Annotated in this window: 34 protein-coding genes; 16 read left to right on the forward strand and 18 right to left on the reverse strand. The window is 61.5% G+C overall.

Annotated elements, in window-relative coordinates; translation table 11 throughout:
- Positions 1-125: 125 nt before the first annotated feature.
- Positions 126-701, reverse strand: coding sequence for a MarR family winged helix-turn-helix transcriptional regulator (locus tag NBH21_RS02125; protein ID WP_250912305.1), 576 nt, complete (start codon positions 699-701; stop codon positions 126-128).
- A gap of 124 nt (positions 702-825) precedes the next feature.
- Here NBH21_RS02125 and NBH21_RS02130 point away from each other — a divergent pair, with 124 nt between their 5' ends.
- Together NBH21_RS02130 and NBH21_RS02135 are read left to right on the forward strand one after the other, a co-directional pair.
- Positions 826-2,373, forward strand: coding sequence for an MDR family MFS transporter (locus tag NBH21_RS02130; RefSeq protein WP_250912306.1), 1,548 nt, complete (start codon positions 826-828; stop codon positions 2,371-2,373).
- 78 nt (positions 2,374-2,451) lie between these two features.
- Positions 2,452-3,279, forward strand: coding sequence for a L,D-transpeptidase (locus NBH21_RS02135; RefSeq protein ID WP_483413721.1), 828 nt, complete (start codon positions 2,452-2,454; stop codon positions 3,277-3,279).
- Between the two features lie 57 nt (positions 3,280-3,336).
- Here the strand turns inward: NBH21_RS02135 and chrA are convergent, their stop codons facing one another.
- Both chrA and NBH21_RS02145 read right to left on the reverse strand, forming a co-directional pair.
- The gene (gene chrA, locus NBH21_RS02140) at positions 3,337-4,545 is read right to left on the reverse strand and encodes a chromate efflux transporter (protein WP_250912307.1); all 1,209 of its coding nucleotides are present in this window, start codon (positions 4,543-4,545) and stop codon (positions 3,337-3,339) included.
- Positions 4,538-4,849 (reverse strand): PadR family transcriptional regulator, encoded by a 312-nt coding sequence (locus NBH21_RS02145; RefSeq protein ID WP_250912308.1) that lies wholly within the window; start codon positions 4,847-4,849, stop codon positions 4,538-4,540. The genes chrA and NBH21_RS02145 overlap by 8 nt, the downstream gene beginning before the upstream one ends.
- Positions 4,850-5,164: 315 nt before the next feature.
- Here NBH21_RS02145 and NBH21_RS02150 point away from each other — a divergent pair, with 315 nt between their 5' ends.
- A complete protein-coding gene (locus NBH21_RS02150) occupies positions 5,165-5,896 on the forward strand; it encodes a L,D-transpeptidase (RefSeq protein WP_250912309.1) in 732 nt (243 codons plus the stop codon).
- Positions 5,897-5,991: 95 nt separating this feature from the next.
- On the opposite strand, the gene NBH21_RS02155 is transcribed toward NBH21_RS02150, so the two are convergent.
- A complete protein-coding gene (locus NBH21_RS02155; protein WP_250912310.1) occupies positions 5,992-6,441 on the reverse strand; it encodes a MarR family winged helix-turn-helix transcriptional regulator in 450 nt (149 codons plus the stop codon).
- Between the two features lie 168 nt (positions 6,442-6,609).
- On the opposite strand from NBH21_RS02155, the gene NBH21_RS02160 reads away from it, so the two are divergent.
- Positions 6,610-7,032, forward strand: a complete 423-nt coding sequence (locus NBH21_RS02160; protein WP_250912311.1) for an organic hydroperoxide resistance protein — start codon at positions 6,610-6,612, stop codon at positions 7,030-7,032.
- Positions 7,033-7,378: 346 nt separating this feature from the next.
- Here the strand turns inward: NBH21_RS02160 and NBH21_RS02165 are convergent, their stop codons facing one another.
- A complete protein-coding gene (locus tag NBH21_RS02165) occupies positions 7,379-7,828 on the reverse strand; it encodes a MarR family winged helix-turn-helix transcriptional regulator (RefSeq protein ID WP_250912312.1) in 450 nt (149 codons plus the stop codon).
- Positions 7,829-7,958: 130 nt separating this feature from the next.
- On the opposite strand from NBH21_RS02165, the gene NBH21_RS02170 reads away from it, so the two are divergent.
- From NBH21_RS02170 to NBH21_RS02180, 3 genes are all read left to right on the forward strand, one after another.
- Positions 7,959-8,687: a DUF899 domain-containing protein gene (locus tag NBH21_RS02170; protein WP_250912313.1), complete on the forward strand. Its 729-nt coding sequence runs from the start codon at positions 7,959-7,961 to the stop codon at positions 8,685-8,687.
- Between the two features lie 24 nt (positions 8,688-8,711).
- Complete coding sequence (locus NBH21_RS02175; protein ID WP_250912314.1) at positions 8,712-9,200, forward strand: DUF1579 domain-containing protein; 489 nt, start codon at positions 8,712-8,714, stop codon at positions 9,198-9,200.
- A gap of 69 nt (positions 9,201-9,269) precedes the next feature.
- Positions 9,270-10,055, forward strand: a complete 786-nt coding sequence (locus NBH21_RS02180; protein ID WP_425340381.1) for a VOC family protein — start codon at positions 9,270-9,272, stop codon at positions 10,053-10,055.
- A gap of 131 nt (positions 10,056-10,186) precedes the next feature.
- On the opposite strand, the gene NBH21_RS02185 is transcribed toward NBH21_RS02180, so the two are convergent.
- From NBH21_RS02185 to NBH21_RS02205, 5 genes are all read right to left on the reverse strand, one after another.
- Positions 10,187-10,612, reverse strand: coding sequence for a PACE efflux transporter (locus NBH21_RS02185; protein WP_250912316.1), 426 nt, complete (start codon positions 10,610-10,612; stop codon positions 10,187-10,189).
- 245 nt (positions 10,613-10,857) lie between these two features.
- Positions 10,858-11,091, reverse strand: coding sequence for a hypothetical protein (locus tag NBH21_RS02190; protein WP_250912317.1), 234 nt, complete (start codon positions 11,089-11,091; stop codon positions 10,858-10,860).
- A gap of 270 nt (positions 11,092-11,361) precedes the next feature.
- Positions 11,362-11,601 (reverse strand): 30S ribosomal protein S21, encoded by a 240-nt coding sequence (rpsU, locus tag NBH21_RS02195; RefSeq protein ID WP_250912318.1) that lies wholly within the window; start codon positions 11,599-11,601, stop codon positions 11,362-11,364.
- A 74-nt stretch (positions 11,602-11,675) separates the two neighbouring features.
- Positions 11,676-12,035 carry a cold-shock protein gene (locus NBH21_RS02200; RefSeq protein WP_250912319.1) on the reverse strand — a complete coding sequence of 120 codons (360 nt, stop codon included), beginning with the start codon at positions 12,033-12,035 and terminating at the stop codon, positions 11,676-11,678.
- Between the two features lie 163 nt (positions 12,036-12,198).
- The gene (locus NBH21_RS02205; RefSeq protein ID WP_250912320.1) at positions 12,199-12,408 is read right to left on the reverse strand and encodes a cold-shock protein; all 210 of its coding nucleotides are present in this window, start codon (positions 12,406-12,408) and stop codon (positions 12,199-12,201) included.
- Positions 12,409-12,830: 422 nt separating this feature from the next.
- Between NBH21_RS02205 and NBH21_RS02210 the strand changes: the two genes are divergently transcribed.
- The 3 genes from NBH21_RS02210 to NBH21_RS02220 all read left to right on the forward strand — a co-directional run bounded on the left by NBH21_RS02210 (position 12,831) and on the right by NBH21_RS02220 (position 16,706).
- Positions 12,831-13,631, forward strand: coding sequence for a polysaccharide deacetylase family protein (locus NBH21_RS02210; protein ID WP_250912321.1), 801 nt, complete (start codon positions 12,831-12,833; stop codon positions 13,629-13,631).
- Positions 13,632-13,804: 173 nt separating this feature from the next.
- Positions 13,805-15,277, forward strand: coding sequence for a sensor domain-containing diguanylate cyclase (locus tag NBH21_RS02215; RefSeq protein WP_250912322.1), 1,473 nt, complete (start codon positions 13,805-13,807; stop codon positions 15,275-15,277).
- Positions 15,278-15,380: 103 nt separating this feature from the next.
- Positions 15,381-16,706, forward strand: coding sequence for an adenylate/guanylate cyclase domain-containing protein (locus NBH21_RS02220; RefSeq protein WP_250912323.1), 1,326 nt, complete (start codon positions 15,381-15,383; stop codon positions 16,704-16,706).
- A gap of 54 nt (positions 16,707-16,760) precedes the next feature.
- Here the strand turns inward: NBH21_RS02220 and NBH21_RS02225 are convergent, their stop codons facing one another.
- Positions 16,761-17,645 carry a VOC family protein gene (locus NBH21_RS02225; protein WP_250912324.1) on the reverse strand — a complete coding sequence of 295 codons (885 nt, stop codon included), beginning with the start codon at positions 17,643-17,645 and terminating at the stop codon, positions 16,761-16,763.
- Between the two features lie 313 nt (positions 17,646-17,958).
- Here NBH21_RS02225 and NBH21_RS02230 point away from each other — a divergent pair, with 313 nt between their 5' ends.
- Positions 17,959-18,369, forward strand: coding sequence for a universal stress protein (locus NBH21_RS02230; protein ID WP_250912325.1), 411 nt, complete (start codon positions 17,959-17,961; stop codon positions 18,367-18,369).
- A 47-nt stretch (positions 18,370-18,416) separates the two neighbouring features.
- Positions 18,417-18,737 (forward strand): TraR/DksA family transcriptional regulator, encoded by a 321-nt coding sequence (locus NBH21_RS02235; RefSeq protein WP_250912326.1) that lies wholly within the window; start codon positions 18,417-18,419, stop codon positions 18,735-18,737.
- Positions 18,738-18,822: 85 nt separating this feature from the next.
- Here the strand turns inward: NBH21_RS02235 and NBH21_RS02240 are convergent, their stop codons facing one another.
- Complete coding sequence (locus NBH21_RS02240; RefSeq protein WP_250912327.1) at positions 18,823-19,206, reverse strand: MAPEG family protein; 384 nt, start codon at positions 19,204-19,206, stop codon at positions 18,823-18,825.
- Between the two features lie 335 nt (positions 19,207-19,541).
- On the opposite strand from NBH21_RS02240, the gene trhA reads away from it, so the two are divergent.
- Positions 19,542-20,195 (forward strand): PAQR family membrane homeostasis protein TrhA, encoded by a 654-nt coding sequence (trhA, locus tag NBH21_RS02245; protein ID WP_250912328.1) that lies wholly within the window; start codon positions 19,542-19,544, stop codon positions 20,193-20,195.
- Here the strand turns inward: trhA and NBH21_RS02250 are convergent.
- Together NBH21_RS02250 and NBH21_RS02255 are read right to left on the reverse strand one after the other, a co-directional pair.
- Positions 20,185-20,679 (reverse strand): ABZJ_00895 family protein, encoded by a 495-nt coding sequence (locus NBH21_RS02250; protein WP_250912329.1) that lies wholly within the window; start codon positions 20,677-20,679, stop codon positions 20,185-20,187. The two genes, trhA and NBH21_RS02250, sit on opposite strands and share 11 nt — an antisense overlap.
- Positions 20,680-20,777: 98 nt before the next feature.
- Positions 20,778-21,347 carry a helix-turn-helix domain-containing protein gene (locus NBH21_RS02255; RefSeq protein ID WP_250912330.1) on the reverse strand — a complete coding sequence of 190 codons (570 nt, stop codon included), beginning with the start codon at positions 21,345-21,347 and terminating at the stop codon, positions 20,778-20,780.
- Between the two features lie 26 nt (positions 21,348-21,373).
- Here NBH21_RS02255 and NBH21_RS02260 point away from each other — a divergent pair, with 26 nt between their 5' ends.
- Positions 21,374-21,874, forward strand: a complete 501-nt coding sequence (locus NBH21_RS02260) for a GNAT family N-acetyltransferase (protein ID WP_250912331.1) — start codon at positions 21,374-21,376, stop codon at positions 21,872-21,874.
- Here the strand turns inward: NBH21_RS02260 and NBH21_RS02265 are convergent.
- A complete protein-coding gene (locus NBH21_RS02265; protein WP_250912332.1) occupies positions 21,825-22,127 on the reverse strand; it encodes a hypothetical protein in 303 nt (100 codons plus the stop codon). The genes NBH21_RS02260 and NBH21_RS02265 overlap by 50 nt on opposite strands.
- Before the next feature lie 112 nt (positions 22,128-22,239).
- A complete protein-coding gene (locus NBH21_RS02270; RefSeq protein WP_250912333.1) occupies positions 22,240-22,977 on the reverse strand; it encodes a hypothetical protein in 738 nt (245 codons plus the stop codon).
- A gap of 130 nt (positions 22,978-23,107) precedes the next feature.
- Here NBH21_RS02270 and NBH21_RS02275 point away from each other — a divergent pair, with 130 nt between their 5' ends.
- Positions 23,108-24,184, forward strand: coding sequence for a helix-turn-helix domain-containing protein (locus NBH21_RS02275; protein WP_252759570.1), 1,077 nt, complete (start codon positions 23,108-23,110; stop codon positions 24,182-24,184).
- 4 nt (positions 24,185-24,188) lie between these two features.
- On the opposite strand, the gene NBH21_RS02280 is transcribed toward NBH21_RS02275, so the two are convergent.
- Together NBH21_RS02280 and msrB are read right to left on the reverse strand one after the other, a co-directional pair.
- The gene (locus tag NBH21_RS02280) at positions 24,189-24,335 is read right to left on the reverse strand and encodes a hypothetical protein (protein ID WP_250912335.1); all 147 of its coding nucleotides are present in this window, start codon (positions 24,333-24,335) and stop codon (positions 24,189-24,191) included.
- A 455-nt stretch (positions 24,336-24,790) separates the two neighbouring features.
- Positions 24,791-25,201: a peptide-methionine (R)-S-oxide reductase MsrB gene (gene msrB, locus NBH21_RS02285; protein ID WP_250912336.1), complete on the reverse strand. Its 411-nt coding sequence runs from the start codon at positions 25,199-25,201 to the stop codon at positions 24,791-24,793.
- Positions 25,202-25,351: 150 nt separating this feature from the next.
- On the opposite strand from msrB, the gene NBH21_RS02290 reads away from it, so the two are divergent.
- Positions 25,352-25,936 (forward strand): TetR/AcrR family transcriptional regulator, encoded by a 585-nt coding sequence (locus NBH21_RS02290; RefSeq protein WP_250912337.1) that lies wholly within the window; start codon positions 25,352-25,354, stop codon positions 25,934-25,936.
- Positions 25,937-25,992: the final 56 nt, after the last annotated feature.

Raw genomic sequence — 25,992 nt, forward strand, 5'->3', positions numbered from 1 at the left:
ACCGATTAAAGCATTTCCAGCAAAAGTGTGTCGCGGTTTTGCGTACGGAAATGCGTAAAAACAAATAAGCTAGAGGGTTTTCGCGGTTCGGAGAAACGCGGAAACGTTTTAGCGATAGAATTGATTTATTCCCGGGAGGCAGCCCGTGCCGTTCCATAAGCCATGCCATCAGCCGCGACCTGATCCCCGTTTTCCGCCTCGAACTGCTGCAGCCGACGGTCGAAGCCGTTGATGAACCTGTCGTAGAGTTCGGCGAAACGCTCGATATCCTCTTGGGGCCAATCCGCGACGATCTCCCGGATCGTTTCGCGCTTCACCTCGTCCACCTTTTCCAGAAGTGCCTGCCCGAGCGGCGTGATCACCACGATGGTGCGCCGGGCGTCCTCCTGCGAGACTTCGCGTCTCAAGAGGCCCTGCCGCACGAGATCGGCGACGATCCGGCTTGAGCGGGAAGGGTCGACCCGCAATTGCTCGGCAATGGCGCCGATCGTCACTTCCTGTCCGTCCCCGAGCCGCCGCACCATGGCGATCACGTCGAGATGGGAAAGCTCCATGCTCGCGCCGACCCGGCTGATCGCCAGCTTGCCGATGAAGCGGCGGCCGATCATCAGCCGCATGCGTCCCATCGAGCGGCCGATAAAGGTGATCGTCTCGTCTATTGCGGGCTCCTGCGAACCAGTCTGGTCGGTCATGTCGTTCATTCCCAATCCATAGCAGAGATGCGGCGAAGCTCAAAGCAATTTGATGCTGTTGTCATATATGTGCGATTGACAAATATTTGCGAAAGTCACATAAACTGACAATCCTCAATCCGGAGCCCCCGTCATGGATGTGAAATCCCCGCAGAAGCCGGCCGCAGAGGCGGCGCGAGCAGAACTCTTCGTTCCGCTGGTGCCGGACCCGCGCATGCGTCTTTTAGTGTTTCTGCTGCTTCTGACGTCGATGTTCATGGCGACGCTCGACAACCAGATTGTCTCCACCGCGCTGCCGACCATCGTCGGCGAGTTCGGCGAGCTGGAGCGATTCGCCTGGGTCGGCTCGGCCTACCTGCTGACGACGAGCGCCGTCATGCCGCTCTATGGCAAGCTTGGCGATCTCTTCGGCCGCAAATACGTCATCATGGCCGCTGTGGCGATCTTCACCCTCGGCTCGCTGGTCTGCGGCATGGCGATTTCCATGGATACCCTGATCGCCGCCCGCGTCTTGCAGGCGCTCGGCGGCGGCGGCATCATGGTGTCGATCTTCTCGATCAATGCCGATCTCTTCGAGGCGCGCGAACGCGCCCGCTACCAGAGCTATGCCAGCCTCGTGCTGATGGCGTCCGGCGCTGTCGGCCCCGTTCTCGGCGGCACGCTGAGCGACCTCTTCGGCTGGCGTTCGATCTTCCTCGTCAACCTGCCGATCGGCATCCTCGTGCTGTGCGGGCTGGCGTTCCTCCTGCCTTATCGCAAGCCGCACCGCCGGCCGAAGATCGACTATGCCGGCGCGCTCTTACTGGCCGGTGGGGTCGCAAGTGTCGTGCTGTGGGCGGACAGCGCCCAGATCTTCGGCTCGCTGGTCGCGCCGCAAAGCCTCGCCGTCGTCGCCTTCGGCGTTGCCTGCGCGCTTGGCTGGGTCTTCGTCGAGCGCCGCGTTGACGAGCCGGTGGTGCCGCTTTCGCTGTTCGCCAATCCGACGGTCAATCTGCTGCTCGTCATTTCGCTGGTATCGGGCGCGATCGGCATCGGCTCGGTGAACTATGTCGCGCTCTTCCTGCAGACGACCACCGGCCTGTCGCCGACGGTTGCCGGCCTGTTTTTCATCGCACTCACCGGCGGCATTGCCACGGGCTCGCTGGCCGCCGGTCGCGTCATCTCGCACACCGGCCTTTACAAGCCCTTCGCCATCGCCTCCACGGCGACCGGTGTCGTCAGTATGGCCATCTTCAGCCAGTTGCACGCCGGCACGCCGCTCTTCTTCATCGCTGCCGTCATGCTGCTTCAGGGCATCGGCGTCGGCATCGGCCAGCAGGTGCCGGTGGTCGGCGTGCAGAATGCGGCGTCGCGTGGCGATGTCGGTGCCGCGACCGGAACGGTGACATTGACCCGCATGTCGGGGGCGGCGATTGCCATCTCCATCTACGGGGCCATCATCAGCTCCCATCTCGCCCGCGCGTCCATCGAACTGCCGGGCGGCGTGGATTTCCGCGAACTGACCCCGCGGGTCGTTGCGTCCCTGCCGGATACGACTCGCACGGCGATCGCCGAGGTCTATGCCGATGCCTTCTTCCCGCTGTTCCTTACGGCATCCGGAATGATCGGGCTGGGCCTCATCGCCTCGATCATGCTGAAAAACGTGCGTCTGCCGGTCGGCGGAAAGGCTGGAAAGGGCTGAAGATTGCGTGGAGGAAAGCTTCGCGCCAGCCGCGTTTGCCAATGTACCGGCAATTCTGTCGGCTTGAAACGGTGAATCATGGTGTCTCAGCCTTCTTCCACGCGGTCCTCTTCGCGTTCCGCACTCGTCTTGCGGTCTCTCGGCCTTTCCGTAAGCGGGCTTGCGCTCTCCGGCCTGTCGGGCTGCCTGTTCGTGACCGATACGAGCCGGATGAATGTCGACGTCTTCCAGGACGAGGTCGCTCCGGTCTATTACGATCCGGCCCGCGTTCAGCCTGCGGCCACCCAGCCGGTGCCGCAGAAGCGGGAGCTGTACCAGACGCAATTCCATCAGACCTACGGCCTGCCGGTCACCAATCCGTTGCATAAGGCGGTCTACGGCCTCATCAGCGATGAAGGCCACACGCTGCCGGAAATTCCGCTCGATCGCGTCGACGCGCGTTACCTGCGCCAGGAAGTGAGCTACCAGACGGTGGAAGCCCCCGGCACCATCGTTGTCGATACCAAGGCGCGCTTCCTCTATCTCGTGCAGGCCAACGGCAAGGCGATCCGCTACGGCGTAGGCCTCGGCCGCGACGGTTTCGCATGGTCGGGCCGCGGCGTGATCGAAATGAAGCGGAAATGGCCGCACTGGACGCCGTCCAATGAAATGGTCGAGCGCCAGCCCGATCTTCGCAGCGTTTCCGCCGAGCGCGGCGGCGCGGTGGCCGGCCTCAACAACCCGCTCGGCGCCCGCGCCCTCTATATCTACCAGAACGGCAAGGACACGCTTTACCGCGTTCACGGCACGCCCGACTGGCAGTCGGTCGGCAAGGCAACGTCCTCCGGTTGCGTGCGCATGTTCAATCAGGACGTGATCGATCTTTACGACCGCGTCGGCGCCAAGGCCCAGATCGTCGTCATCTGACGGCCCCGCTGCCGCTCCCCGCATGGCGGCGGCGTTTTCCCGCTCTGGGATTTACCCTCAGAGAAGGGCCAGCCCCATGCCTCCCGCCGCCAGCAGCGCCACGACGATCCATGGCGGCGTCTTCCACACCACAAGAAGAACGAAACCGGTCAGCGCCAGCGCGAAATCGCGCGGCTCGAGGATCGCGCTCGTCCAGACCGGGCTGTAGAGAGCCGCTCCCAGAATGCCGACCACGGCGGCGTTTGCGCCGCGCATGGCAGCCTGCGCCAGCGGTCTCCGGCGGAAGTGATCCCAGAATGGCAGCGCGCCGAGAAGAAGCAGGAACCCCGGAAGGAAGATCGCGACAAGCGCGATGGCGGCTCCGAAGAAGCTGTTCGGTGTCGGTCCCGAAACGGCTCCCAGATAGGCGGCGAAGGTGAAAAGCGGTCCCGGAACCGCCTGTGCCGCACCGTAGCCCGCGAGAAAATCACCGGCGCTGACCCAGCCCCGGTCGACCACTTCCGTCTGCAGCAGCGGCAACACCACATGGCCGCCGCCAAAGACGAGGGAGCCGGCGCGATAAAAGGCGTCGAACAGCGAAAGCCCCTGTGTTCCGGCAGTCGAGGCGATGACGGGCAGCAGGGCGAGCAGCAGGAAGAAGGCTACGAGGCACGCTGCGCCGAAACGGCGCGACACACGAAACGAGAGATGTCCGGTCGTCGCGGCGGGGCCATTGCGACAGAGCAGCAGCCCGGCAATGCCACCGAGCGCGATGGCACCGATCTGGCTGATAGCGCTTGCCGAAAATACCACGATCAGCACGGCCGCAAGCGCGATGCCCGCGCGCTCGCGATCCGGCGTCAGGCTTTTGGCCATGCCCCACACAGCCTGCGCCACCACGGCGACGGCCACGATCTTCAATCCGTGCAACAGCCCGCTTCCGGCCGGACCGCCGAAGGCCGTCGCGGTCATGGCAAAGGCGATGAGCAGCAGCGCGGAGGGCAGCGTGAAGGCCGTCCATGCAGCCAGCGCCCCGAGCGGACCGCCGCGCAGAAGCCCGAGCGCAAAGCCCACCTGGCTCGAGGCCGGCCCCGGCAGGAACTGACAGAGCGCCACGAGATCGCCATACCCGGCCTCATCGATCCACTTGCGCCGCACGACGAGTTCGTCGCGGAAATAGCCGAGATGGGCGATCGGACCGCCGAAGGAGGTCAGGCCGAGCTTGAGGAAGGCCCTGAACACTTCTCCCGATGTGCCCTGCGGCCGGTCGGCGACAGCTTCACTCATGGTTTCCGCCGATGACTTCACGAAACAGCTCCTTGGCCTTTTTCCTTGCCATGTCCAGCGCGGTGATCCCGTAGGGCGTGGCGTTGTAGATCCGGCGATGCGTGTGCCCGATCTTCTCGGTGCGGGAGGTCAGATAGCCCTTCCTCTCCATGGAATGCAGCATGGGATAAAGTGTCCCGGCGCTCACCCTGTAGCCGTGATGCGCGAGTTCTTCGATCATCCACAGGCCGTGCAGATCGCCCTCGGCCGCGTGATGCAGGACATGCAGCCGGATAAAGCCGGAGAGAAGGTCCTGATGTTCCATTTTCCACCATGAATGGCACTGTTCTCGAAAAACGATATCGAAATTCGAGGATAGTATCTGATGTCGTCGTGACACCGGTATGAATGGTTTTTTATGGCACGGAAGTCGGATGAGGGGGCAGGCTGCCGGCACAGGCGATGCACTCGCGCATCGCCTTATAAAAAAGTCGGCCGCCTCTCGTAAAGTTGAGCCGGTCTTCCATTGCAAGGTTAATACATTCCTGTTGCATTGCATGATATGTCGGAACAAACCGGGTTCGAGCAGCTTGCTCTGCGGTTGTTTCGCGTCGTCTCTGAATAGGAAGTCCTCTTGCCCATGTCGTCTTCGCGCAGCTTTTCCCGCCGCTCCTTTCTGTCATTGTCCGGGTTAGGTGCCGCCAGCCTTCTGGCCGGTTGTGCCTCCACGCGCCCCGTCGTCACTCCCGGCGGTTTCGCCGTCACCTATCGCGGCGGCCCCGGCGGCCCCGTATTGAGTTCTCCCATGCAGGCGGGTTCTGCCGAACTCGACGCCATGTATGGCGAGATCTATGACAACGACTTCGTTATTCCGGCCGTGCCCTACCAGAAGATCGATCCACGCTACTATCGCCAGCGCGTGGTCGACCCGACCGGCCAGCCGCCCGGCACCATCGTCGTCGATACGCCTTCGCGCTTCCTCTATCTGGTGGAATCCGGCGGCACCGCCATGCGCTACGGCGTCGGCATTGGCCGTGAAGGCTTCGCGTGGCAGGGTACGGGTGTCATCCAGTGGCGTCAGAAGTGGCCGAAGTGGACCCCGCCGGATGAGATGATCGGCCGCCAGCCGGAACTCGCCAAATATTCCGCCGCCAATGGCGGCATGCCGCCGGGCCTCAAGAACCCGCTCGGTGCCCGCGCGCTCTACATCTTCCAGAACGGCCAGGACACGCTTTACCGCCTGCACGGTTCGCCGGAATGGAACTCCATCGGCAAGGCCGTTTCCTCTGGCTGCGTGCGCCTGATGAACCAGGATATCATCGACCTCTACGACCGCGTGCCCAACAAGGCCCGCGTTCTCGTCTGGCAGTAAGCCGTCGTTCTCCCGTTAGGGAGATCAGCGCATGGGCGCGCCGCGACCGTTCCTCTCCCCCTCCAAGGGGAGGGGAAGCGAAACCGAAAGCAGCCTCAGGCCAGCGCGTCGAGCTGGTTTTTCAGCATTTTCAGATTGTCGCGCAGGCTTTCCAGTTCGGAGATCGTGCAGCCGGTCGCCTGGCCGATCGCGCGCATGACGCCGACAGCCTTTCCCTTCATCGTCCGGCCGCTTTCCGTGAGCGTGATGAAAACCTGACGCTCGTCGATCTTGTCGCGCTGCCGCGTCACGTAGCCCGCCTGTTCCAGCCGCTTGAGCAGCGGCGAAAGCGTGCCTGAATCGAGGCCGAGGCGTTCGCCGAGCGCCTTCACCTGCAGGCCGTCTTCCTCCCACAGCGCCATCATTGCCAGATATTGCGGATAGGTAAGGCCAAGCGGCTCCAGCAGCGGCTTGTAGGCCCGCGTGAAGGCGTGCGCCGCACCGTAGAGCGCAAAGCAGATCTGCCGATCCAGCTTCAGTTCCTTTTCCAATTCCTTGTCGTCCATGGCCGATCGAGCCCCTTATCCATGCGCAGTGGAATTGTCGCCAATTCCGGTTTCGGAAGCAATGTGAAAAAAGATAGTTGCGCACAATTTAATTGTGCGATACATAATGCGCATCACCAACCCGCACAACCCGGTTAACCGGTCAGACCAGTAAAAGGAGCATACGAAATGGCTATCCTCTATACCGCACAGGCATCCGCCACCGGTGGCCGCGCAGGCCGCGCAGTGAGCGACAACGGCGTTCTCGACGTAACGCTGACCGTTCCGAAGGAACTCGGCGGCGATGGCGCCACCGGCACCAACCCCGAACAGCTTTTCGCAGCCGGCTATTCCGCCTGCTTCCTCGGCGCGCTGAAGTTCGTGGCCGGCAAGCAAAAGGTGAAGATTTCCGAAGACACGAAGATCACCACCCGCGTCGGCATCGGCCCGCGCGAAGACGGCACCGGCTTCGGCATTGAAGTCGCCATCACTGCCGAGATCCCCGGCGTCGAGCGCGAAGTGGCCGAAAAGCTGGTCGCAGCCGCCCATATCGTGTGCCCTTATAGCCACGCCATGCGCACCTCCACCGAGGTTCCGGTCTCGGTTGCCTGATCCCTTTCCCGATGCCCCTTCGCGGACATCGGGATATGCCCACAGATCCACCGCCAAGGCCGGCTTCATGCCGGCCTTTCTGCGTTCTGTTCCGGGCGCGGAGGTAGGAGGGGCGGGCGTCTCGCAATATCATGACGGCTAGACGAGACCGTTCAGGTCTGTCACAAGACACGCGGGATGCGACTGCCGTTAGATTTAGAACGGGGTCGGGCTGCTGATTGACGTCAGGCGGCTGCCGCGAGGACACGCAGGCTGTCCCAATATTCTCTCGAAACATCGGTGACTTCATCTGCTCGCTTTGGAGAGCAGGGGAGGCGCGCCGCGTCGGGAGGGCTCGCATCACAGCCTATCGCGAAATCTCCATCAGGTCTTGCCTCAGCCCATCCGCGTCGCCGGAGGAGAGTTCGGCTTCGACGGTCGCATGGGTGTCCCGCCAGATCGGCAGGGCGGCCGAGAGTATGGCGGTGCCTTCCTCGGTCAGTCGCAGCCGCTTGCCGCGCTTGTCCTTCGGGTCCGGCTCGATCGATACCCAGCCCCGGCGGGTGAGCGGCTTGAGGGCGGCGGTGAGCGTGGTGCGGTCCATGGCAAGCAGATGGGCCACCGGCCCCATGGGCGGGGGCTCGGGCCGGTTCAGAGCCATCATCAGCGAGAATTGCCCGTTCGTCAGTCCGACCGCCTTCATGGCCGTATCAAAGCGCCTCGCAAGCGCGCGGGCCGCCCGCTGCGCATGCAGGCAAAGACATGTGTCGCGTACATGGATGGTGGTCGAAAAGGGAATCGCGGGCTGATTTGACATGACATAAATATGTTGATATCAACCTAAATGTCAAGATGGAACGATCCGGGGAGTGGAGCGTTGATGGTCTTGGCGTGAGGTGTAGCTTTGTGCGAACCGCAGAATGTGCAGATCTTCGGAGGAGGAAGGAATGGAACATTCAGTCGTATCCCGTCAGGAATGGCTGGAGGCGCGCCGCGCACTCCTGCAAAAGGAAAAGGAAGCAACCCACGCCCGCGATCGCCTGAACGCCGAGCGGCTGGCCTTGCCTTGGGTGGAGGTGGAAAAGAACTACGTCTTCGACACGCCCTCAGGCCCGAAGACGCTGGCGGGACTGTTCGACGGACGCAGCCAGCTGATCGTCTATCATTTCATGCTCGGCCCCGACTGGGAGGCGGGCTGTCCCGGCTGCTCCTTCCTGGCGGATCATCTGGACGGTTCGCTGCCACATCTCAATAACCACGATGTCACGCTCGTCTGCGTTTCCCGCGCGCCGATCGAAAAGATCGAGGCTTACAAGCGGCGCATGGGTTGGCGCTTTCCCTGGGTGTCGGCCTTCGGCAACGACTTCAACCGGGATTTTCACGTATCCTTCACCCCGGAGGAGCTGGCATCCGGTCATGTGACCTACAATTTCATGGAAACGCCGACGGCTCAGGCTCATGACGAACTGCCTGGTCTCTCAAGCTTTTACCGCGATGCCGCCGGCAATGTCTTCCATACCTATTCCAGTTATGCGCGCGGCCCGGAAGAGCTGATCGGCACACTGATGATCCTCGACCGCGCGCCGAAGGGGCGCAACGAAGGATCGACCATGGATTTCGTCCGCCGCCACGATGAATACGAGGAGAAGCCGAAGGCGGCGAGCTGTTGCCATTGACGCATCGGGCAGGGAGGACCGGTCATGGAAACATCAAAACCGCGGGAGGAGCACCGCTTTCTTGAAAGGCTCGTCGGCGACTGGATCGTGACGTCCACGTCCGGCGACGGCAATTACGATGCCTCGGATCCCGACAAGGCGTGGACGGAAAAGGTCCACGCAGTCGGCGGCCTGTGGTTCGTCTGCGAGGGCGGGGGCGTCATGCCCGATGGCCAGCGCGGTTCGGTGGTGATGACGCTCGGCTACGATCCCCGCGCCGGCCATTATGTCGGCACCTGGATCGGCTCGATGATGGACACGTTCTGGGTCTACAAGGGCTGGCTGGAGCCGGATGGCATGACCCTGACGCTCGAAGCCGAGGGACCGGATTTCGACGATCCCTCGAAGACGGCGATTTATCACGACGTCATAAAATTTCTCGATGATGATCATCGGCAGTTTTCCGGCAGCGTGCGCCAGCCGGACGGCACCTTCAGGACTTTCATGACGAGCGAAATGCGGCGGCGAGGCTAGCTTACATCTTCCCGTCGTGAGACCGGGCATTCCCGGAGAGACACAATCGTACTCAATAAAAGAGAGAGGATTTTTCCCATGCAAGGCGGGTTTATCTGGTACGAACTGATGACGCCCGATCCGGCGGCGGCGACCGACTTCTATTCGAAGGTCACGGGCTGGACGGCGAAGGACAGCGGCATGCCCGGCATGTCCTATACGCTCTTCAACGTGCCGGGCTTCGAGATGGGCGTCGCCGGCATGATGGAACTGACGCCGGAATTTACCGCGCGCAACATCCCGCCGAACTGGACCGGTTACGTCTGGGTCGACGACGTCGACGCCAAGGCGAAGGAATTCGCCGATAATGGCGGCGCCGTGCATCACCAGCCGCAGGATATTCCAGGTATCGGACGCTTCGCCGTGGTCGCCGATCCGCAAGGGGCGGTGCTCAGTCTTTTCAAGCCGAACATGCCGGATGGTCCGATGCCGCCGGCTCCGGCTCCCGGCACGCAGGGTACTTTCGGTTGGCACGAACTGATGGCCGGCAATGGCGAAGAGGCTTTCGCCTTCTATTCGAAGATGTTCGGCTGGACCAAGGACATGGCGGTCGACATGGGGGATATGGGCGTCTACCAGTGCTTTGCCCAGGACGGCACCGCAATCGGCGGAATGATGACCAAGCCCGCGGAGGTGTCGGCGCCCTTCTGGGGCTATTACGTCAATGTCGATGGCATCGATGCTGCGATGGAGCGCGTGAAGGCTGGCGGCGGCACGGTGGTCTTCGGGCCGCAGGAAGTGCCCGGCGGAAGCTTCATCCTGCAATGCATGGATCCGCAGGGCGCCTATTTTTGCCTTGTCTCGACGAAACGATAGAGCAATTCCAGCAAAGGTGTGCAGCGGCTTTGCGTCTGGAATTGCGTAAAAACAAAGAGATAGAGCATTGAGACGATCACGTTCTCGCCGACAATGCTCCACTCACAGACAAACCAAACCCGCAGGGCGCTTCAGCCCTGCGGCTGGGCGGATGCAGGCAGGCCGAAGAGTTTGTCGAAGCCGAGATTGAACAGATAGGTATAGGCGAGGAAGAAGGCGAGCAGCCCGATATTGGTGGCGAGCGCCTCCATCAACGGCATGCCGAGCGTCCAGGACAGGACGGGCGTGAGCACGATCGCCAGCCCGCTTTCAAACAGCACCGCATGAATGGCCCGGCGAAGCGGGCTTCTTCCCTTCACCGGATTGCCGGCCTCCCACCATTCGAACAGCGTGGTGAAGACGAAATTCCACGATACAGCCACGACCGAAGCGGCAACCGCGGCAATGCCGGAGGAAGCAGCGTCATTTCCCAGTACGGCGAAGACCAGTGCGCTGGAGAGGAGGGCAAGCCCCTCGAAGGCGCAGACATAGACGATCCGGCGGACGACTGGAGACATGACGAACTGGCTTCCGGTGAATGGCTGAACGGAGATGAGGGGCGAGCGCCCACCCGTGTCCTATAGCAAACACATCCGCCTCATAGGAAGGCAGGCCGCGTGGACGACAGTGCGGAATGTCATGTCGGCTTGTCCCGGAATGGTTGGACACACTCTGCACAGGTCGGCATTGGTGGCGTCGATGGGGCGGGAAAAGCATAAGAATGAATCGGCTTCGTCACGGAAACGAGAGCTTTAGGCCTGTGCTATCGCGTGGTGGTCGCCTTCTTCGCGGATTTCTTGGCTTTCGGGCTCGGTTCAGCCGTCATGCCTTCAGCCGCTTCACGCGCGAGGCGAAGCGCCCTCAGTTTTTCGGTCTTCTTGCCCCGGGCGGTGGCTTCCGATTCGATGATGTGGCGGGCCGTGTCGTCGGTCGCGCGTGCCTTTTCACCCGCGCTCATTCGTTCCGGCTTGAAGAACTTGTCCTTGGTCGCAGTCACGGGGATCCTCCGATGGTGGGGGGCATGCGCCCGCAGGACGGGCGCAAAGCCTGGCGCACCGCTCCGAAATTCGGAATCGCTTTTCGGAAAGCATGATGCGCAGATTCAAGCAGTCGGAGCGCCTTTTTCACGTCAGAATGGAAACGCGGCGCTCTCATGCATAATCTGACCGGAGTGAAACGAGGATCGATAAGATTATGCTTCAAAAAGAAAATCCTGGAGCGCCGATCTGATTCAATCAGATCGAAACGCGCTCTAAGAACAAGCGGGTCAGCGGCTCGGCCGAACCGCCTTTTTCGGTGCGGGCAGAAGGCCTTCGCGCTGCATCTTCTTGCGCGCAAGCTTGCGCTGGCGGCGAATGGCCTCAGCCTTTTCGCGGGCACGCTTTTCCGAAGGCTTTTCATAGGCGCTGCGCGCCTTCATTTCGCGAAACACGCCTTCGCGCTGCAGCTTTTTCTTGAGAACGCGAAGAGCCTGATCAACGTTGTTGTCCCGAACGAGAACCTGCAAGTGAATTCCTTTCTACGGTGCTGGACCGTCTTCTACGGTCGAGGTCTATGGTTATCGGCTATGCCGACAAAGGGTCAGCGGCTGGTGCGGACGGCAGACGGCTTAAGCCACGGCTCGTCCTTGGTGCTTGTTTCCGGCTTTTCCGGAAGCATCATTTTCGTTGCCAGGGTGTCTATATCCGAAAGCACAATGCGTCGCTCGAAATTCTCTGAATCGAAGCGGACGCGATACTGCTTTTCACCGTCGTCCGACGGCAGTATGGCAACGATCCGACAGGACGTCCTGCTCCGGTTTCTTGCGGAAACGTTGTCCTTGAGGAGGACGACGTCGCCGATTACGGGTTTTGTTGAACTCATGGCCTCATCCTGTTGCAAACGCCACGATCTTGCGTCCCGCGACATCAGTCGATGGAAGCGGGAATGGGCGCGATACAATCGTCAGGTTCCCGTCTCCAGCATCTCTCCGGGTGCGAAGGCCGGGAATCGAGACAAAACAAAAAGGCCGGGAATAAACCCGACCTCTTCTCGTCACTCAAACCCTGGAGCGTATCGCTCTGCTGCTGCCAGTACATCCGTGGTCAGCGAGGGCGAATGACAATCAGGCAGCCCGAAGGTTGTCTGCGGAATTCTTGCCCGACTTCTTGTCGCGCACGATATCGTAGGAGACCTTCTGGCCTTCGGTCAGTTCGCGCATGCCAGACCGTTCAACGGCCGAGATGTGAACGAAAACGTCGGTCGAACCTTCGTCAGGCTGGATAAAGCCGAAGCCCTTGGTGCTGTTGAACCACTTTACGGTGCCGGTATTCATAACGATTTCCTTTCAATCGTATAGTTCGCCGGGGAGATATTCGTCCGGCTTGATCGATGTTGAGCGGAAATCTGACCGTGCGCCGTAGCACTTAGACAAAGTCACAAGCAATCTTCGATGGCGTTAATATAGCCCTTATGGTCCTTAATGCAATGAGGAAATGAAAAATCTCCGCAATTTCGATTTTTGCGAGTGGTGGAAAGAGGGGGGGAGTCCCTGTTTTCGTTCGGGATAATCTTGCTTTCGCTCAACGTATTTCTTGAGGCGCGGCGCTTCCCTCTGATTGTGTCGGGCCATGTCGCACTGCCATTTTTGGCCGTCGCCCGCCACAATTTTGGCTTGCTCCGGGGTAAAGGCTCCGTGGAATTCACAATGCGTGCCTTACGCCGCAGTTCTCGTCCGTTCCCTGGTGGTTTTTATTCATGCGCCGACCAACGTCCCTGTCACGCCGCGCTTTCTGCGCCTGCCTCGCCTGCGGTCTTGCCGCCCCGCGCGCCATGGCTTCGGATCCCTCCGTTCCGCCCGCAGTGGGCGCAGTTGAGGTCAAGGGAACGCTCGAGCCGCACCTTAATGTCGCAAAAAGCGAGAATCACGCAACGCCGCATGTGGCGCTGACACTCGATGCCTGTTCCGGCCATGTCGATATGCGCATCCTTTCGGTGCTGATGGACGAAGAGATCCCTGCGACGATCTTCGTCACTGCACGCTGGCTTCGGAAGAACGCGGAGGCGCTGGCTTTGCTTAAGAGCCGGCCCGACCTCTTCGAGCTTGAGAACCATGGTCTCAACCATGTGCCGGCGATTGATCGTCCGGGCACCGTCTATGGCATTCCGACTGCCGGGTCGATGGAAGCCGTGGTGAGCGAAGTCGAGAACGGTGCGAAGTGGATGGTGAAGGACGGCCTTGCCGCGCCGCGCTGGTTCCGCGGGGCGACGGCACGCTACACGCCCGCTTCCATCACCGCGATCGAAGGTCTGGGATACCGTATCGCAGGATTTTCGCTGAATGGCGACCAGGGCGCGTCGCTGCCTGCCGGCGCCGTTGCCAAACGTATCGCCGCTGCCCGCGATGGCGACGTGATCATCTCCCATGTCAACCATCCCGAACGCGACTCGGGCGCCGGTGTCGCCAAGGGCGTGCTGGCGCTGAAGGCTCGCGGCGCCGTCTTCGTCCGGCTGGACACGCTGGAGGGGAGGGAGGTGGCCGGGATGGTGCGGCAGTAGGCGGTGGATGAACCCGCCGGAACCTCGTTCTCGCGCTGTTTCCGGTGTCCACGACGTTACGGTCCGGTACCGCATCCAGCAGGATGTGTTTACCATTGAGTGCTAATGCTGCCCGAATAGCCGGTTAAAATCCGTAGCGTCATGACTTTTCAACCTCGCCCTCAGGAGGTTCAATGCCCGAGGCATTTGATTCCGATATCTTCAACCTCGCACCGATCGCCATGTGGATCGAGGATTTCAGCGAGGTGAAGGCCCTCTTCGATGTCTGGCGTGCGCAAGGGGTAACCGACATTCGCGCCTTCCTGCGGGAAGACGTTTCGCGGGTTTCGGAATGCTCCCGCAAGATCCGGGTCCTCGACGTCAACCGGAAGACGCTCGAACTGTTCGAAGCCGACGACCTCGATCATCTCAGGGCGAACACCGCGAAGGTTTTCCGCGATGACATGCTGGAAACCCATATCAATGAACTGGCCGACCTGTTCGACGGCAAGCTCACCTTTTCGAGCGCGACCGTAAACTACACCCTTTCCGGGAAGAGGCTGGATATCCAGCTTCGCGGCGCCGTCATGCCGGGATACGAGACCACGCTCGGCAAGCTGCTTCTGACGACGGAAGACGTGACCGTTCGAGAAGATGCGCGTCGGGCGGAAAGCGTCCAGAGACGTTACGCCGAGGGCATCTTCGAACATTCGCCCGTGTCCCTGTGGGTCGAGGATTTCAGCGCCATCAGGTCATTGATCGAGGATGTTCGTGAACGCGGCATCATCGACTTCAGGACCTTCATGGACGTGCATCCGGAATTCGTGCACCAGTGCATGAGCGAGATCAGCGTCCTCGACGTCAACCAGGCAACGCTCGATCTGTTCTGCGCGCCCGACAGGCAGACGCTGCTGCAGCGTCTGAACGAGATCTTCCGCGACGAGATGGAAAAGCCCTTTCGCGAGCAGCTCATGGAGTTGTGGAACGGCAATCTTTACCATCATCGCGAAGTCATCAATTACGCGCTGGATGGTTCCGAGCGGCACATCCTCCTGCATTTCTCCGTCTTCCCCGACCACGAGAACGACTGGTCCCGCGTGCAGGTGGCGCTGGCGGATATCACCGCCCGCAAGAAGGCCGAGGCCTATCTCGAATATCTCGGCAAGCACGACGTGCTGACCAAGCTCTATAACCGTGCCTTCTATGCCGATGAGATCAACCGGCTGGAGCGCAAGCCGCTGCGTCCGGTTTCGGTCATCATGATCGACCTGAACGGGCTGAAGGAGGCGAACGATCAGCTCGGCCACGATGCCGGCGACGCCCTCCTGCGCCGTTTCGGCGAGATCCTGAACGGTGCGGTCTCCCAGCCCAACCATGCGGCACGGATCGGCGGCGACGAATTCGCCGTCCTGATGCCGGGCGCCGACGCCAAGGCTGCGGGCGCCATGGTGGACACCATCAACGAGCTTCTGAAGATCAACAACCAGTTCTATTCCACCGCGCCGCTCGGAATGTCGCTGGGGACCGCAACGAGCGAGCCCGGCGAATCCATGGAAACCGTCGTCAAGCGCGCCGATACGCTGATGTACGAGCAGAAGAAGGCGTATTATGAAGCAAAGGGTATTGCTGGCTTCGGGACCGGCAGGGCAGCGGGTCGGGCTTCTTAAGCCCCGGCTTCTGCGCCAGCCGCGCGGATGCGCTCTGGCGTTTCCCGAAGGATTTCCTACATGAAACGGCGCTCCTGAACGAACCCTCCGAGGAACCTGCCCGATGGAATCTCCGGCGCGAAGGCTGACCACGCTGAAGTCGATCCCGGATGCGGAAATCGAGGCCGAGCGCACGCTCGCGGTGCTCAGGCTTTTCTGCGCGCTGGTTCTGCTTACCCCGCATTTCGTCGAGCCGCTGTTCAGTTCGGGGCTGGCACCCGTCCGTTGGCAGGTGCCCTCGGTGCTGTCGCTCTCCACCTTGTCGCTCAGCGGCCTTGTGGCGCTTTTCCTTATCAGCATTGGAAAGTTCAGCTCGTGGATGCGCTATGTCTTCGCGTTCCTGGATGCCGCCATGCTGGCGGCGGTCTGCTATCTTTCGCTGACCTTCCACGGTCTCTCGGGCAACTGGATCTTTGCAGCGCCCGTGACCTGGGCCATTCCGCTGCTGCTCACGGTCGGCGCGCTGCGCTATCAGCCGGTGATCCAGATCTGGTCCACCCTCCTGTTCTTCAGCGCCCTCGTGCTCGTCGCTTTCATCCTTCCGTGGGAGGATGGCGAGCAACTTGCGGTCACCGCCGGCGTCACGACGCTGTTTTCGCCGCTGCCGTCGATTGCGCGCGTGTGCCTTATCGTACTCACCGGGCTTGCCTCGGTGGTGGTGATGTATCGCTCCCGCGCGCTGCTGCGCCGCGCCCGCCACGAAGCCTATGCAACCTCTGAGCTTTCGCGCTTCCTGCCGCCGGAAATCGTGCCATTGGTGACTGAAAGCGACGAGTGGCGGCAGGGGCGCAAGCAGGTCGTGGCGATCCTCTTCGTCGATATTCGCAATTCGACCCAGATGGCAGAAGGGCTCGACCCCAAGGCGATGTCGAAGCTCATCCGCTCATTCCGCTCCATCGTCCAGCGCGCCTCCCGCACCCATGGCGGGGTGATCGACAAGTTCATCGGGGATGGCGCGTTGCTTCTGTTCGGCGTGCCCCATCCGTCGGAGGACGATGCCGCGAGAAGCTTGAACTGCGCCCGCGAGATCCTCAGGCTGATCGAGGAGCGCAACGCCTCGGTCGATGCGGCGGACCGCTTTTCGGTCGGCATCGGCGTTCACCGGGGCAAGGTCTATTGCGGCATCGTCGGCGATGACGAACGCCGCGAATTCACCGTGATCGGTGATGCCGTCAACGTCGCCTCGCGCATCGAGCAGGCAACCAAGCAGTTCCACATGCCGCTTCTGGCCTCCGGCCAGGTTGTGGAGGCGGCAAACGAGAGTGATCTGTGGGAGATCACCAGTTCCGAACCGCTCAGGGGCCGCCAGCAATCCATCTGCCTCATGGCGCCGAAGGTCCCTGTCTCGGAGCAGGTCACGGCAGGCGGCGGGGGAGATCGTCCCGCTTGATCGACTGGGCAGGGCAGCAAGGCCGCCCGCCGCCGCATGCCTTCGGAAGCCGGCTTACTCCGCTGCCGTCAGCGTCAGGCCGATACCCCATGGATCCTTCAGCACATGTCCCTCGGCCGTGCGGGTGACCGGGATTTCCAGGCTTTCCAGCGCGGAGAGCGCCGTGTCGAGCGCTTTCCTGTCGTTGAAGGTCAGCGAGTAGTCCGAAAGGCCGGACATGGCTCCCTCGCGGCTGGTCGCGCCACGGCTGTTCCAGATGTTGGCGGCGACGTGGTGGTGGTAGGTGCCGGCCCCGAAGAAGCTTGCACCGGGATAGACGGCCATCTTTTTCAGGCCGAGCACGCCTTCGTAGAAGCGGTTGGCTTCCGGAATGTTGCCGACCTGCAGATGCATGTGGCCGATTGCCGCCTTGTCCGTCATGCCGCCCCATGGCGTCTTCGGAGCGTTGTCATAGAGACCCTGCAGGTCGAGATGCAGCGTCGCCATCTCCACGGTTCCGTCCGACAGGAACGTCCAGTCCTCGACGGGACGGTCGGCATAGACCTCGATGCCGTTGCCCTCGGGATCGGAGAGATAGATCGCCTCGCTCACCAGATGGTCGGAGGCGCCGTCAAGGCGCACGCCATGCGCCACTGCGTGGGCGAGCCAGTGACCGAGTTCGTTGCGGTCGGGCAGCAGGAAGGCGGTGTGGAACAGGCCGGCGGCGTTGCGCGGGGCGCGCTGCACATTGCCGCCGGTCGTCAGGGTCAGCAACGGCTTGCCGCCCGCGCCGAGCACGGCTCCACTCGCCGTCTGCTCGATCACCTGCAGGCCGAGCATGGTTTCGTAGAACTGCTTCACCCGGTCGAGATCGCTCACCACCAGATGGCTGCGGCCCACATGGATCGGCCGCGTCAGCGCGAAGCTCTGCGTTACGTTGATCGTATTTGTGTCTGTCATGGATATCTCCTGGGGATCGGCGACGCTTGTTGTTTTCGGCCAGCGGTCAGCGGCTGCGCCGTCTCTCGCGCCACGCCCGTCTGTGCGTTCCGATCCTTTTCCTCATCTCTGCTTGGGTTTAATATGAACACGTAGCATCGTTCACGAAAGGCTGGATAAAGTGGATTTATCGTTCGACGATTGTTGACGGTCTTTCGCTTTAATCAGGTGCCCAAAATTGATCCTGATCAATGCGGGGAGGAGACCGGCGAACCATGGTACGGACAAAGAGAGGAAACGCGGCGGGGACGGTCGCAGATAAAAGGAGAAAGTCATGTACAAGAAAATTATTGTTCCGGTGGATTGCGGACAGCTCGACAAGGGCGAGAAGATTCTGCGCAAGGCCGCTTCGCTGCTCGATGCCGGTGGTGAAATCATTCTTTTGACGGTGGTCGAGGACATGCCGGGCTATCTGGCGATCGACCTGCCGGTAGATGTCATCGAAGGCGCGATCAAGGACGGCAAGGCCAAGCTCGTCGAGATCAAGGAAAAGACCGGCATCGACGCCCGCGTCGAGATCCGTTCGGGCGCGCCGGCCCGCGAAATCCTGGCGGCTGCCGGCGAGCACGGCGCCGATCTCATCATCATCGCCTCGCATCTTCCGGATCTTGCCAACTACTTCATCGGCGCCACCGCCGACCGCGTCGTCCGTCACGCAAAATGCTCGGTTCTTGTTGACCGCTGAACGGCGGAAGAACAGACTGAAAAATAGATATTGAGGAAACATCCGGGATGGACACCGCAAGATACGAACAGATCCTCAAGGATCGACAGCAGGAAATCCTGACCCGCCTGCACAAGATCGACACCGATCTTGGCAGGCCTCGTGATCAGGATAGCGAGGAGCAGGCCACCGAGGCTGAAAACGACGAAGTCCTCGAGGAGTTCGGCGACGTCGGCGAGAAGGAGCTGAAGGCGATCGACGCGGCGCTCGACCGCATCGCCAAGGGCACCTTCGGCACATGCGTCAAGTGCGGTCAGCCGATCTCCGAGCAGCGCCTCGCAGCCGTGCCCTACACGCCCTTCTGCCAGGAATGCGCCTCCGGCAAATAAGACATCCGGCCCGTCTCCATTTCGTGGAGGCGGGCCGTTTCCTGCAAACAATATTGTAAGCGCTCCACCTATGCAGGTGTGATTTTCAATACATCTTCAGCAACGCGCCGATCGTGCCGCCGACGAGCAGCACGATGCCGATCAGCGTCGTGAGAGCCGCGCCCGGTCCACGCTTCCTGGCGTCGGTATAATATTCCGAGGCATAGAGCACGCGCGCGGCGGTCCAGCACAGGCCGAGCAGGCCCGCGAGGGCATCCGAGGTATAATAACCGAACAGCCAGAGGGAAGGCAGGAAAAGCACCAGTTGCTCGACGGTGTTCTGCTGGACGCGGAAGATCCGCTCGAAATTCGCATTGCCGGAAACCTTTGGCGCCTCGACGCCGAACTGTTTGCGGGCGCGCGCCACCTTCACCATGAACCACACATAGGTAATCAGCGCCGCGAATGTGGCGAGCACGGTGAAGCGCATGTCGTCGATCCTCGAAGTGTGAAACCGCTAAATACCGGATTGGTAAGGGAAAGGCGGGTGCTTCGCAAGCCGAGGAGGTTTGCCGTCAAAGGCCGGCGGTTTCCCTGAATTGCGCTTGCCTGTGCTCACGGAGTATTCCAGATCCGTCCGAAGGTTGACTTGTTCCGGCCGGTGAATTCGCCCATGATGAAACCCCGGCGCATCGGCCCGAAAATCGGGTTCGGTTTTCAGAAGGCCCGATGTGTGGAAACAGGAAACTGGAGTGTCCTTCGTGCGGCCGGATGGGTGCTCGGCGCTCCAGTTTCGAGACCTCGCATGAATGAAAGTATCCGTCGATGACCGATCAGTTCCGCTTCGGGCGGCCCTACGATTTTCACGAACTGGTGGCCGATGGCATCGTCCACGCCGTCGGCGTGGTTTTTGCGCTGGTCGGCGCTACCGCGCTGATTTTCTATGCGACGGTCTGGTCTTCCCATGCGGAAATGGCGGCGGCCTGGATCTATGGCCTCGGCCTCGTCATCTCGCTTGGCGTTTCCTGCACCTACAACATGTGGCCGCATTCGCGCACCAAATGGATACTGCGTCGTTTCGACCATTCTGCGATCTTCGTGCTGATTGCCGCCACCTATACGCCGTTTCTGGTCAAGGGTTCCGGCGACTGGCGCATCATGGCGCTGCTCGGCGCTGTCTGGCTCACGGGCGTCATCGGCATCTGGCTGAAGTGTCGCTATCCCGGCCGCTACGACCGGCTGGCGATCCTGCTTTATCTCGCCATGGGCTGGAGCGGCGCGCTCGCCATGGGGCCGATTTCGCAGATCCTGCCCGGCATCACCATAACCCTCATCCTCGCCGGGGGCATCCTCTATTCGGCCGGCGTGATCTTCCACGTCTGGGAGCGCCTGCGCTTCCAGAACGCCATCTGGCACGGCTTCGTGCTGACCGCGGCCATGGTGCATTACTCGGCGGTGTTTACCGCGATCACCTTTTGAGCTTTCGCCAGCCTTTTGCCGGCAGAGTCGTCATTTGGGACCCGAAACGGAATGCGATGGCGCTTATGGTCAACATCATCAGGATGATGAAGCAGGCGTTCAGGATCATCTCACCAAGAAATGGACTTGTTTCCAGCAGTTCTTTGTCGAAGGACGTGATCCATGTTGCAAAGGCTATGGCGAGGTTAAGGCTGGTCAGCACGATGTGAGGTGACAGCAACACAGCGGAAATTCGCCAGCACTCTCCCCATTTCGCGAGGCGGCCCTGACGTCTGCGGAAATATGCCCCGGCCACGACCCCGCAGCCGGCGGCCACGCATATGATGATGCCCGCTATTCCGATGCGAATGACACCGAAATGGAGAAGCAGAACATACACTGCGGCTGCTGCGACGTTGAATGCGAGCGATATCGCCAGATAGCGAAGGAAGAGCGGCACAGTTAAGCTCGACAAGAAAGTCTCCACCGGAAAATAGATAATCAAACAAAGACAACCTGAAGGTGATTCTCGCGTGCTTTCAAGCGATGTGAGAAGGGGCGGGTCTGTTTTCTTGCGGGCTGTCAGGGAAGCCGGTGCGCCCTTCACCGCCCCTTGAGCAGAATGACCGCGTAACGGCAGGCCCCGCTGCTTTCATTGATGAAGGCGCAGTCGGCGGGCGGGCCGAGTGCGAGACAGTCTCCCGCATCGAGGTGATGGCGGGTCTCTCCCTCGAGGAAAACGAGGCTGCCTTCCTGCACCCAGATCATTTGCCGGAGGAAGGCGAAGGCCGCCGCATCATAGGGAACCCGGGCGCCCGCCGGCAGGGAGACCTCGACGATTTCAAGCGGCATGTCGACGGTGGGCGAAACCTGCCGCCGCACATAACCCGTTTCGGGATCGGTCCATACCGGCTGGTCGCCCACCTTCGAAAGTCGCCTGCCGTTTGCTTCGGCCCGCGCAATCAGGGTGGAGACGCTGAGCGACAGCGCCCCGGCGAGCTTGCCGAGAAAAGCGGCCGTCGGGCTGCTTTCTCCGCGCTCTACCTTGTTGATCATCGCCCGGGAAACGTCGGCGCGTTCGGCAAGATCGCTGAGCGACCAGCCGCGCGCCGTCCGTTCGGTACGGATTCTTTCCCCTAGACAGCGGTCGAAATCGTCTGATAAATTGGACATATCGTCAATATAGTGGACAATTTGTCATGCAGCAACCCGTTCTCATCCGTGATGCCGTCGAAGCCGATCTCCCGGCGATCCGCGACATCTACAATCATGCGGTGGAGCACACGACCGCGATCTGGAACGAGGTGTTGATCGATGTCGATAACCGCCGCGTCTGGCTGGAGCTGCGCCGTGCGAAAGGCTTTCCGGTGCTGGTGGCGGAGAAGGACGGCAAGGTGGCGGGCTACGCCTCCTATGGCGAGTGGCGGGCCTTCGACGGCTATCGCCACACCGTCGAGCATTCCGTCTATGTCGACAAGGATTGCCGCGGTGCCGGCATAGGCAAGCAGCTGATGCTGGAGTTGATCGCGCGGGCGAAGGCCGCAGACATGCATGTGATGATCGCGGCGATCGAGGCGGAGAACAAGGCTTCCATCGCCTTGCACGAACGCCTTGGCTTCCGCCTCGTCGGCATTCACCGGGAAGTCGGCATCAAGTTCGGCCGCTGGCTCGATCTGGCCGCGATGGAACTGAGGCTGTAAAGCCTTCGAAGACGGTGAGATCGCCATTGCCCTCGTAGCGGCGCATCTCGGGCGGCGTGCCCTTGTTGTGGCGATAATACCAGCTCGCATAGACGAGAAAGGCCGGCAGGGCTGCCGGCCAGAGGAAGCTTGCGACAAGTCCGAGGATGCGCGCGCCATCCCAGCCATTGCCGTTCGCCGTGCCCTCGACATAGGTCAACCCCACGAAGAGCGCGGCGGGCAGCAGCCAGAGAACGAGCGCGAGCGAAACCATCGATTACCGATAATACGAATCAATCTTACTTAGAATACTCTGGAAATATGGCCTTTTGACAAGCTCTGTTTGCGACGCACACCACGTGTTCGCCGATGCGATTGCAGCAAGGTCATTCGATGCGCGCGCGCAGCATCTCGCCTCGGATGGTGATTGCCGGTTTTGCCCCCGGCGTGTTCGGCAGGGCGCTGTCGACGAACGAGGCCGTCGCCTCCACCAGATAGCTGACCGCGGTTGGCTGCAGGAAGCGCAGCGTCGCGTCGAGCATCTTGCCGGAAATCGCGATCGTTTCGTTCTGCATCACCTTCTCGAAGGTAATCCGCGCCCTGAGTGCCGCGCCTGAGATCGTCAGGTTTTCCGCATGGCCGTCGAGGCTGATATCGCCGGCGTCGCTGCGGATGTCGACCACGGAGAAATCTCCGTCGAGCCGGGTGCGCGCGGCCTTCTGGTCGATGATCACAGCCGAGCCGGGACGGAGGTCGGCGGCAAGTTCCGTGGTGCAGTCCGACCAGTCGAAGAAACGCGGCGTACTACTGACATCGACAACCAGCGTGTTGCCATCGACCCGCATCGCGCCGCGCGCCGGGCAGGCATCGGAGAACCAGCCGGAATGCCAGATGGCGCCCCAGCCCCGGCGCTCGCCCTTCAGTTCGGCGATATGCGGGCCTTCCGCGCCGGTGGTGATACGGATGTCGCTTGCCGATCCCTCGACGCGGATCGTCGAGACCTCGGAGACATCGACGGGGCCGGCAAGGCTGTCGCGGGTGGAAATGAAGGCAACGGCGCCGTCGATCAGGGCGAGCGCGAGGATCGTGCCGGCGAGGGAGAGGAGGGCGGTTCGGACTCTCATGGGTCATGCTCCTTTGGATGTGGGGTGTCCTCATCCAGCATGCCGGTGTCTCGCTCGCGACCTTGATCGCGTTTCAGGTCGACCTCGAACGTGCTTTCGGGCCATATGGCGACATCAGACCTTATTCCTCATGCCCGCCGACCTGCCCATGATCTTCGTACCGCTATCGTTTGCCGTCTCGCTCTTCCTCGCGACCTTTCTCGTGCGGCTCCTGCTGCAGGGGCGGGAAAGCCTTGCCCGCAATTATCTCTTCGTGCTGCTGGTGGCGCTTTACGTGGTGCAGACCCTGCTGGTCGGCCTGCGCTGGGGCTATGGCGTCATGGTCATCCTGCCGCTCCTGTCGCTGCTGGCGAGTCTCGTGCCGCCGCTGACCTATCTTGCCTTTCGCGATCTCGCCCGCGAGGAGGGGAATGGCATTTCGCTCCGCGACTGGCCGCATCTCCTGCCGACACTGGCGCTTGCCGTGCTGCTTCCGACGTGGCGCAGTGCCATCGATCTTCTGATCATCGCGGAATTCCTCGGCTATGGCGTAGCGCTCGCCTGGATTGCCCGCCTTGGCACCGATGGCCTCGTCGCCTCGCGTCTCGACGGATCGCTTCGCTCTCACCGCTCGCTGGTGCTGGCCGCCCTTTCGCTCATATCCTCGGCACTGGCTGACGTCGCCATCAGCCTCGACATGGCGGTGGGCGGCGGGCGGCATTCCGCCATGGTGGTCTCGGCGGCGACCACCGTCATCCTGTTCCTGCTCGGCATTGCCGCCGTCGTTGCCGGCACGGAAGAAGGGTCGGGCGAGGCGGAGGAGACATCGCCTGCTGAGGAAGTCAGGACATATTCCGCGACACAGGAGGTTTCGGGCGAGGACGAGGCGGTTGCGGCCGGCCTCGACCGGTTGATCCGCGAACGGCGTCTCTATGCCGATGCCGGCCTCAATCTCGGCAAGCTCTCCCGCCGCATGGGCCTGCCGGCCCGCGCCGTTTCCCATGCGGTAAACCGTGTCCACGGCATGAGCGTTTCGCAATATGTCAACAATTTTCGCGTCGCCGAGGCCTGCCGGCTTCTCTCGGAAACCGACATGCCCGTCACCCGCATCGTCTTCGAGGCGGGCTTCATGACCAAATCGAATTTCAACCGGGAATTCCTGCGGGTAACAGGCACGAACCCGACGCGCTGGCGCGGGGAAAATGCCGCCGCTATCACCGGGATGTAACGTATCAGCCGCCGAAGAAGTTGAACCAGGCCCAGACCAGCACAAAAGCGGCAATGATGCCGGCGACGATCAGGACTTTCCTCAGCCCCGGCGGCACCTTCTTCGGTTCCTTCGGCTTCTGCGGTTTCCTGAATTCGACGACATTGCTCACGCGGATGATTCCCTTGGATGCTGTGGCGCGGAACTTAGAGCAAATCCAGCCAAAGTGGGAACCGGTTTTGCATCCGGAAATGCGTAAAACGAAGAAATGGAGCATGCCGCGCAAAAGTGCGAAGCGGTTTTGTGGGGTAGGTGTGGGCGGTTCGTTCGGTGCAATGGAGTGCCCGGTCCGGGTCGCGTGCTCGCCGTTTCCCCCCCCTCTGGCCTGCAGGTCATCTCCCCCACAAGGGGGGAAGCATCGGGGTGCCGCCTTGCTCATGTCTTCCGGCTTCAGGGTAGGTCACGTCGTCATCGGTGGCCGAAAAATGCGACACCAGTCACACGGTGGTCTCCCCCTTGTGGGGGAGATACCTGGCAAGGCAGAGGGGGAAGCCCGGAGCGCCGTTGTGTCCTGCAACACGTCATCAATGGCTTATATAATCGAGCCTCTGATGTCGCACTTCTCCATCAGGCCTCGGGTTCAAACACCATCGAATGGCCGTTGATGCAGTAGCGCAGGCCGGTCGGTTTGGGGCCGTCGGGGAAGACGTGGCCGAGATGGCCGCCGCAATTGGCGCAGCGGATTTCCGTTCGCACCATGCCATAGGAGGCATCGCGATGCTCGGTCACGGCGCCGGGCTTCACCGGTTCGAAATAGCTCGGCCAGCCGCAGCCGGCATCGAACTTGGTGTCGGAGTAGAACAGCGGCTCGTCGCAGGCCGCACAGCGATAGAGGCCCTTTTCAAATGCATTCCAGTAGGGGCCGGTGAACGCCCGCTCGGTGCCGTGTTCGCGCAGGATGCGATATTGCTCCGGCGTCAGCTGCTCGCGCCATTCGGCATCGGACTTCTCGATCTTCGGCTTGACGGGGTCTGCCATGGTCATCTCCTTTTTCTCCTCCTAGATAGGACGTCGATCCATCCGCGGCAATGCCGGCCATACCGTGGCCTCCGCGTGTCGGCCGGGCATGGTCGCCGATATGGAACCGGCTGGATTGACAATCTACCTATCGATAGGTAGGTAAGTTCCATGAGCAATCTCTCCACCACGTCCGACGACATTCTTCGCTGTGCCCGCAAGCTCATCATTGAAGGCGGCTACAACGGCTTCAGCTATGCCGATATCGCCGATGTCGTCGGTATCCGCAAGGCCAGCATCCATCATCACTTCCCCGCCAAATCCGATCTCGTTCGTGCCCTGGTCGCGCGTTATCGCGAGGAGATGGAGGCAGGGGTCGCCGCGCTCGAACGCGAAGTGACGGACCCCGCCGCGCAGTTGCGCGCCTATGCCGGATACTGGCGGGCCTGCATCGTCGATGACACCGAACCTTTCTGCGTCTGTGCCCTGCTGGCATCCCAGATCCCGGTCCTGCCGGAGGATGTTGTCGTGGAGGTGAGGGCCCACTTCCGCGGCCTGTCGCGCTGGCTCGCCTCGGTGCTGCGGCGGGGCGGCGAGCAGGGCGTCATCGCGCTTTCCGAGCCCGCAGAGGCGGAGGCCGAGCTTTTCATGGCCACGGTTCACGGTGCCATGCTGTCGGCCCGCGCCTATGGCGATCCGGCCGTCTTCGGGGCAATCGTCGATCCCTTGCTTCTGCGTCTCGACGCGCGCGGGTGATGCCGCGCGGCGACGTCTCTTTTTGCCGTATTTGCCTACCAACTGATAGGTAGATT

Origin of the sequence: Ciceribacter sichuanensis (assembly GCF_024055605.1) — a bacterium.
GTDB classification, from domain to species: Bacteria; Pseudomonadota; Alphaproteobacteria; order Rhizobiales; family Rhizobiaceae; genus Allorhizobium; species Allorhizobium sichuanense.

Bases quoted from the DNA above. Each gene is read 5' to 3' on its own strand.
- NBH21_RS02125 (WP_250912305.1), bottom strand. From the start codon at position 701: ATGAACGACATGACCGACCAGACTGGTTCGCAGGAGCCCGCAATAGAC.
- NBH21_RS02130 (WP_250912306.1), top strand. From the start codon at position 826: ATGGATGTGAAATCCCCGCAGAAGCCGGCCGCAGAGGCGGCGCGAGCA.
- NBH21_RS02135 (WP_483413721.1), top strand. From the start codon at position 2,452: ATGGTGTCTCAGCCTTCTTCCACGCGGTCCTCTTCGCGTTCCGCACTC.
- chrA (WP_250912307.1), bottom strand. From the start codon at position 4,545: ATGAGTGAAGCTGTCGCCGACCGGCCGCAGGGCACATCGGGAGAAGTG.
- NBH21_RS02145 (WP_250912308.1), bottom strand. From the start codon at position 4,849: ATGGAACATCAGGACCTTCTCTCCGGCTTTATCCGGCTGCATGTCCTG.
- NBH21_RS02150 (WP_250912309.1), top strand. From the start codon at position 5,165: ATGTCGTCTTCGCGCAGCTTTTCCCGCCGCTCCTTTCTGTCATTGTCC.
- NBH21_RS02155 (WP_250912310.1), bottom strand. From the start codon at position 6,441: ATGGACGACAAGGAATTGGAAAAGGAACTGAAGCTGGATCGGCAGATC.
- NBH21_RS02160 (WP_250912311.1), top strand. From the start codon at position 6,610: ATGGCTATCCTCTATACCGCACAGGCATCCGCCACCGGTGGCCGCGCA.
- NBH21_RS02165 (WP_250912312.1), bottom strand. From the start codon at position 7,828: ATGTCAAATCAGCCCGCGATTCCCTTTTCGACCACCATCCATGTACGC.
- NBH21_RS02170 (WP_250912313.1), top strand. From the start codon at position 7,959: ATGGAACATTCAGTCGTATCCCGTCAGGAATGGCTGGAGGCGCGCCGC.
- NBH21_RS02175 (WP_250912314.1), top strand. From the start codon at position 8,712: ATGGAAACATCAAAACCGCGGGAGGAGCACCGCTTTCTTGAAAGGCTC.
- NBH21_RS02185 (WP_250912316.1), bottom strand. From the start codon at position 10,612: ATGTCTCCAGTCGTCCGCCGGATCGTCTATGTCTGCGCCTTCGAGGGG.
- NBH21_RS02205 (WP_250912320.1), bottom strand. From the start codon at position 12,408: ATGAATACCGGCACCGTAAAGTGGTTCAACAGCACCAAGGGCTTCGGC.
- NBH21_RS02210 (WP_250912321.1), top strand. From the start codon at position 12,831: ATGCGCCGACCAACGTCCCTGTCACGCCGCGCTTTCTGCGCCTGCCTC.
- NBH21_RS02215 (WP_250912322.1), top strand. From the start codon at position 13,805: ATGCCCGAGGCATTTGATTCCGATATCTTCAACCTCGCACCGATCGCC.
- NBH21_RS02220 (WP_250912323.1), top strand. From the start codon at position 15,381: ATGGAATCTCCGGCGCGAAGGCTGACCACGCTGAAGTCGATCCCGGAT.
- NBH21_RS02225 (WP_250912324.1), bottom strand. From the start codon at position 17,645: ATGACAGACACAAATACGATCAACGTAACGCAGAGCTTCGCGCTGACG.
- NBH21_RS02230 (WP_250912325.1), top strand. From the start codon at position 17,959: ATGTACAAGAAAATTATTGTTCCGGTGGATTGCGGACAGCTCGACAAG.
- NBH21_RS02235 (WP_250912326.1), top strand. From the start codon at position 18,417: ATGGACACCGCAAGATACGAACAGATCCTCAAGGATCGACAGCAGGAA.
- NBH21_RS02240 (WP_250912327.1), bottom strand. From the start codon at position 19,206: ATGCGCTTCACCGTGCTCGCCACATTCGCGGCGCTGATTACCTATGTG.
- trhA (WP_250912328.1), top strand. From the start codon at position 19,542: ATGACCGATCAGTTCCGCTTCGGGCGGCCCTACGATTTTCACGAACTG.
- NBH21_RS02255 (WP_250912330.1), bottom strand. From the start codon at position 21,347: ATGTCCAATTTATCAGACGATTTCGACCGCTGTCTAGGGGAAAGAATC.
- NBH21_RS02260 (WP_250912331.1), top strand. From the start codon at position 21,374: ATGCAGCAACCCGTTCTCATCCGTGATGCCGTCGAAGCCGATCTCCCG.
- NBH21_RS02265 (WP_250912332.1), bottom strand. From the start codon at position 22,127: ATGGTTTCGCTCGCGCTCGTTCTCTGGCTGCTGCCCGCCGCGCTCTTC.
- NBH21_RS02270 (WP_250912333.1), bottom strand. From the start codon at position 22,977: ATGAGAGTCCGAACCGCCCTCCTCTCCCTCGCCGGCACGATCCTCGCG.
- NBH21_RS02275 (WP_252759570.1), top strand. From the start codon at position 23,108: ATGCCCGCCGACCTGCCCATGATCTTCGTACCGCTATCGTTTGCCGTC.
- msrB (WP_250912336.1), bottom strand. From the start codon at position 25,201: ATGGCAGACCCCGTCAAGCCGAAGATCGAGAAGTCCGATGCCGAATGG.
- NBH21_RS02290 (WP_250912337.1), top strand. From the start codon at position 25,352: ATGAGCAATCTCTCCACCACGTCCGACGACATTCTTCGCTGTGCCCGC.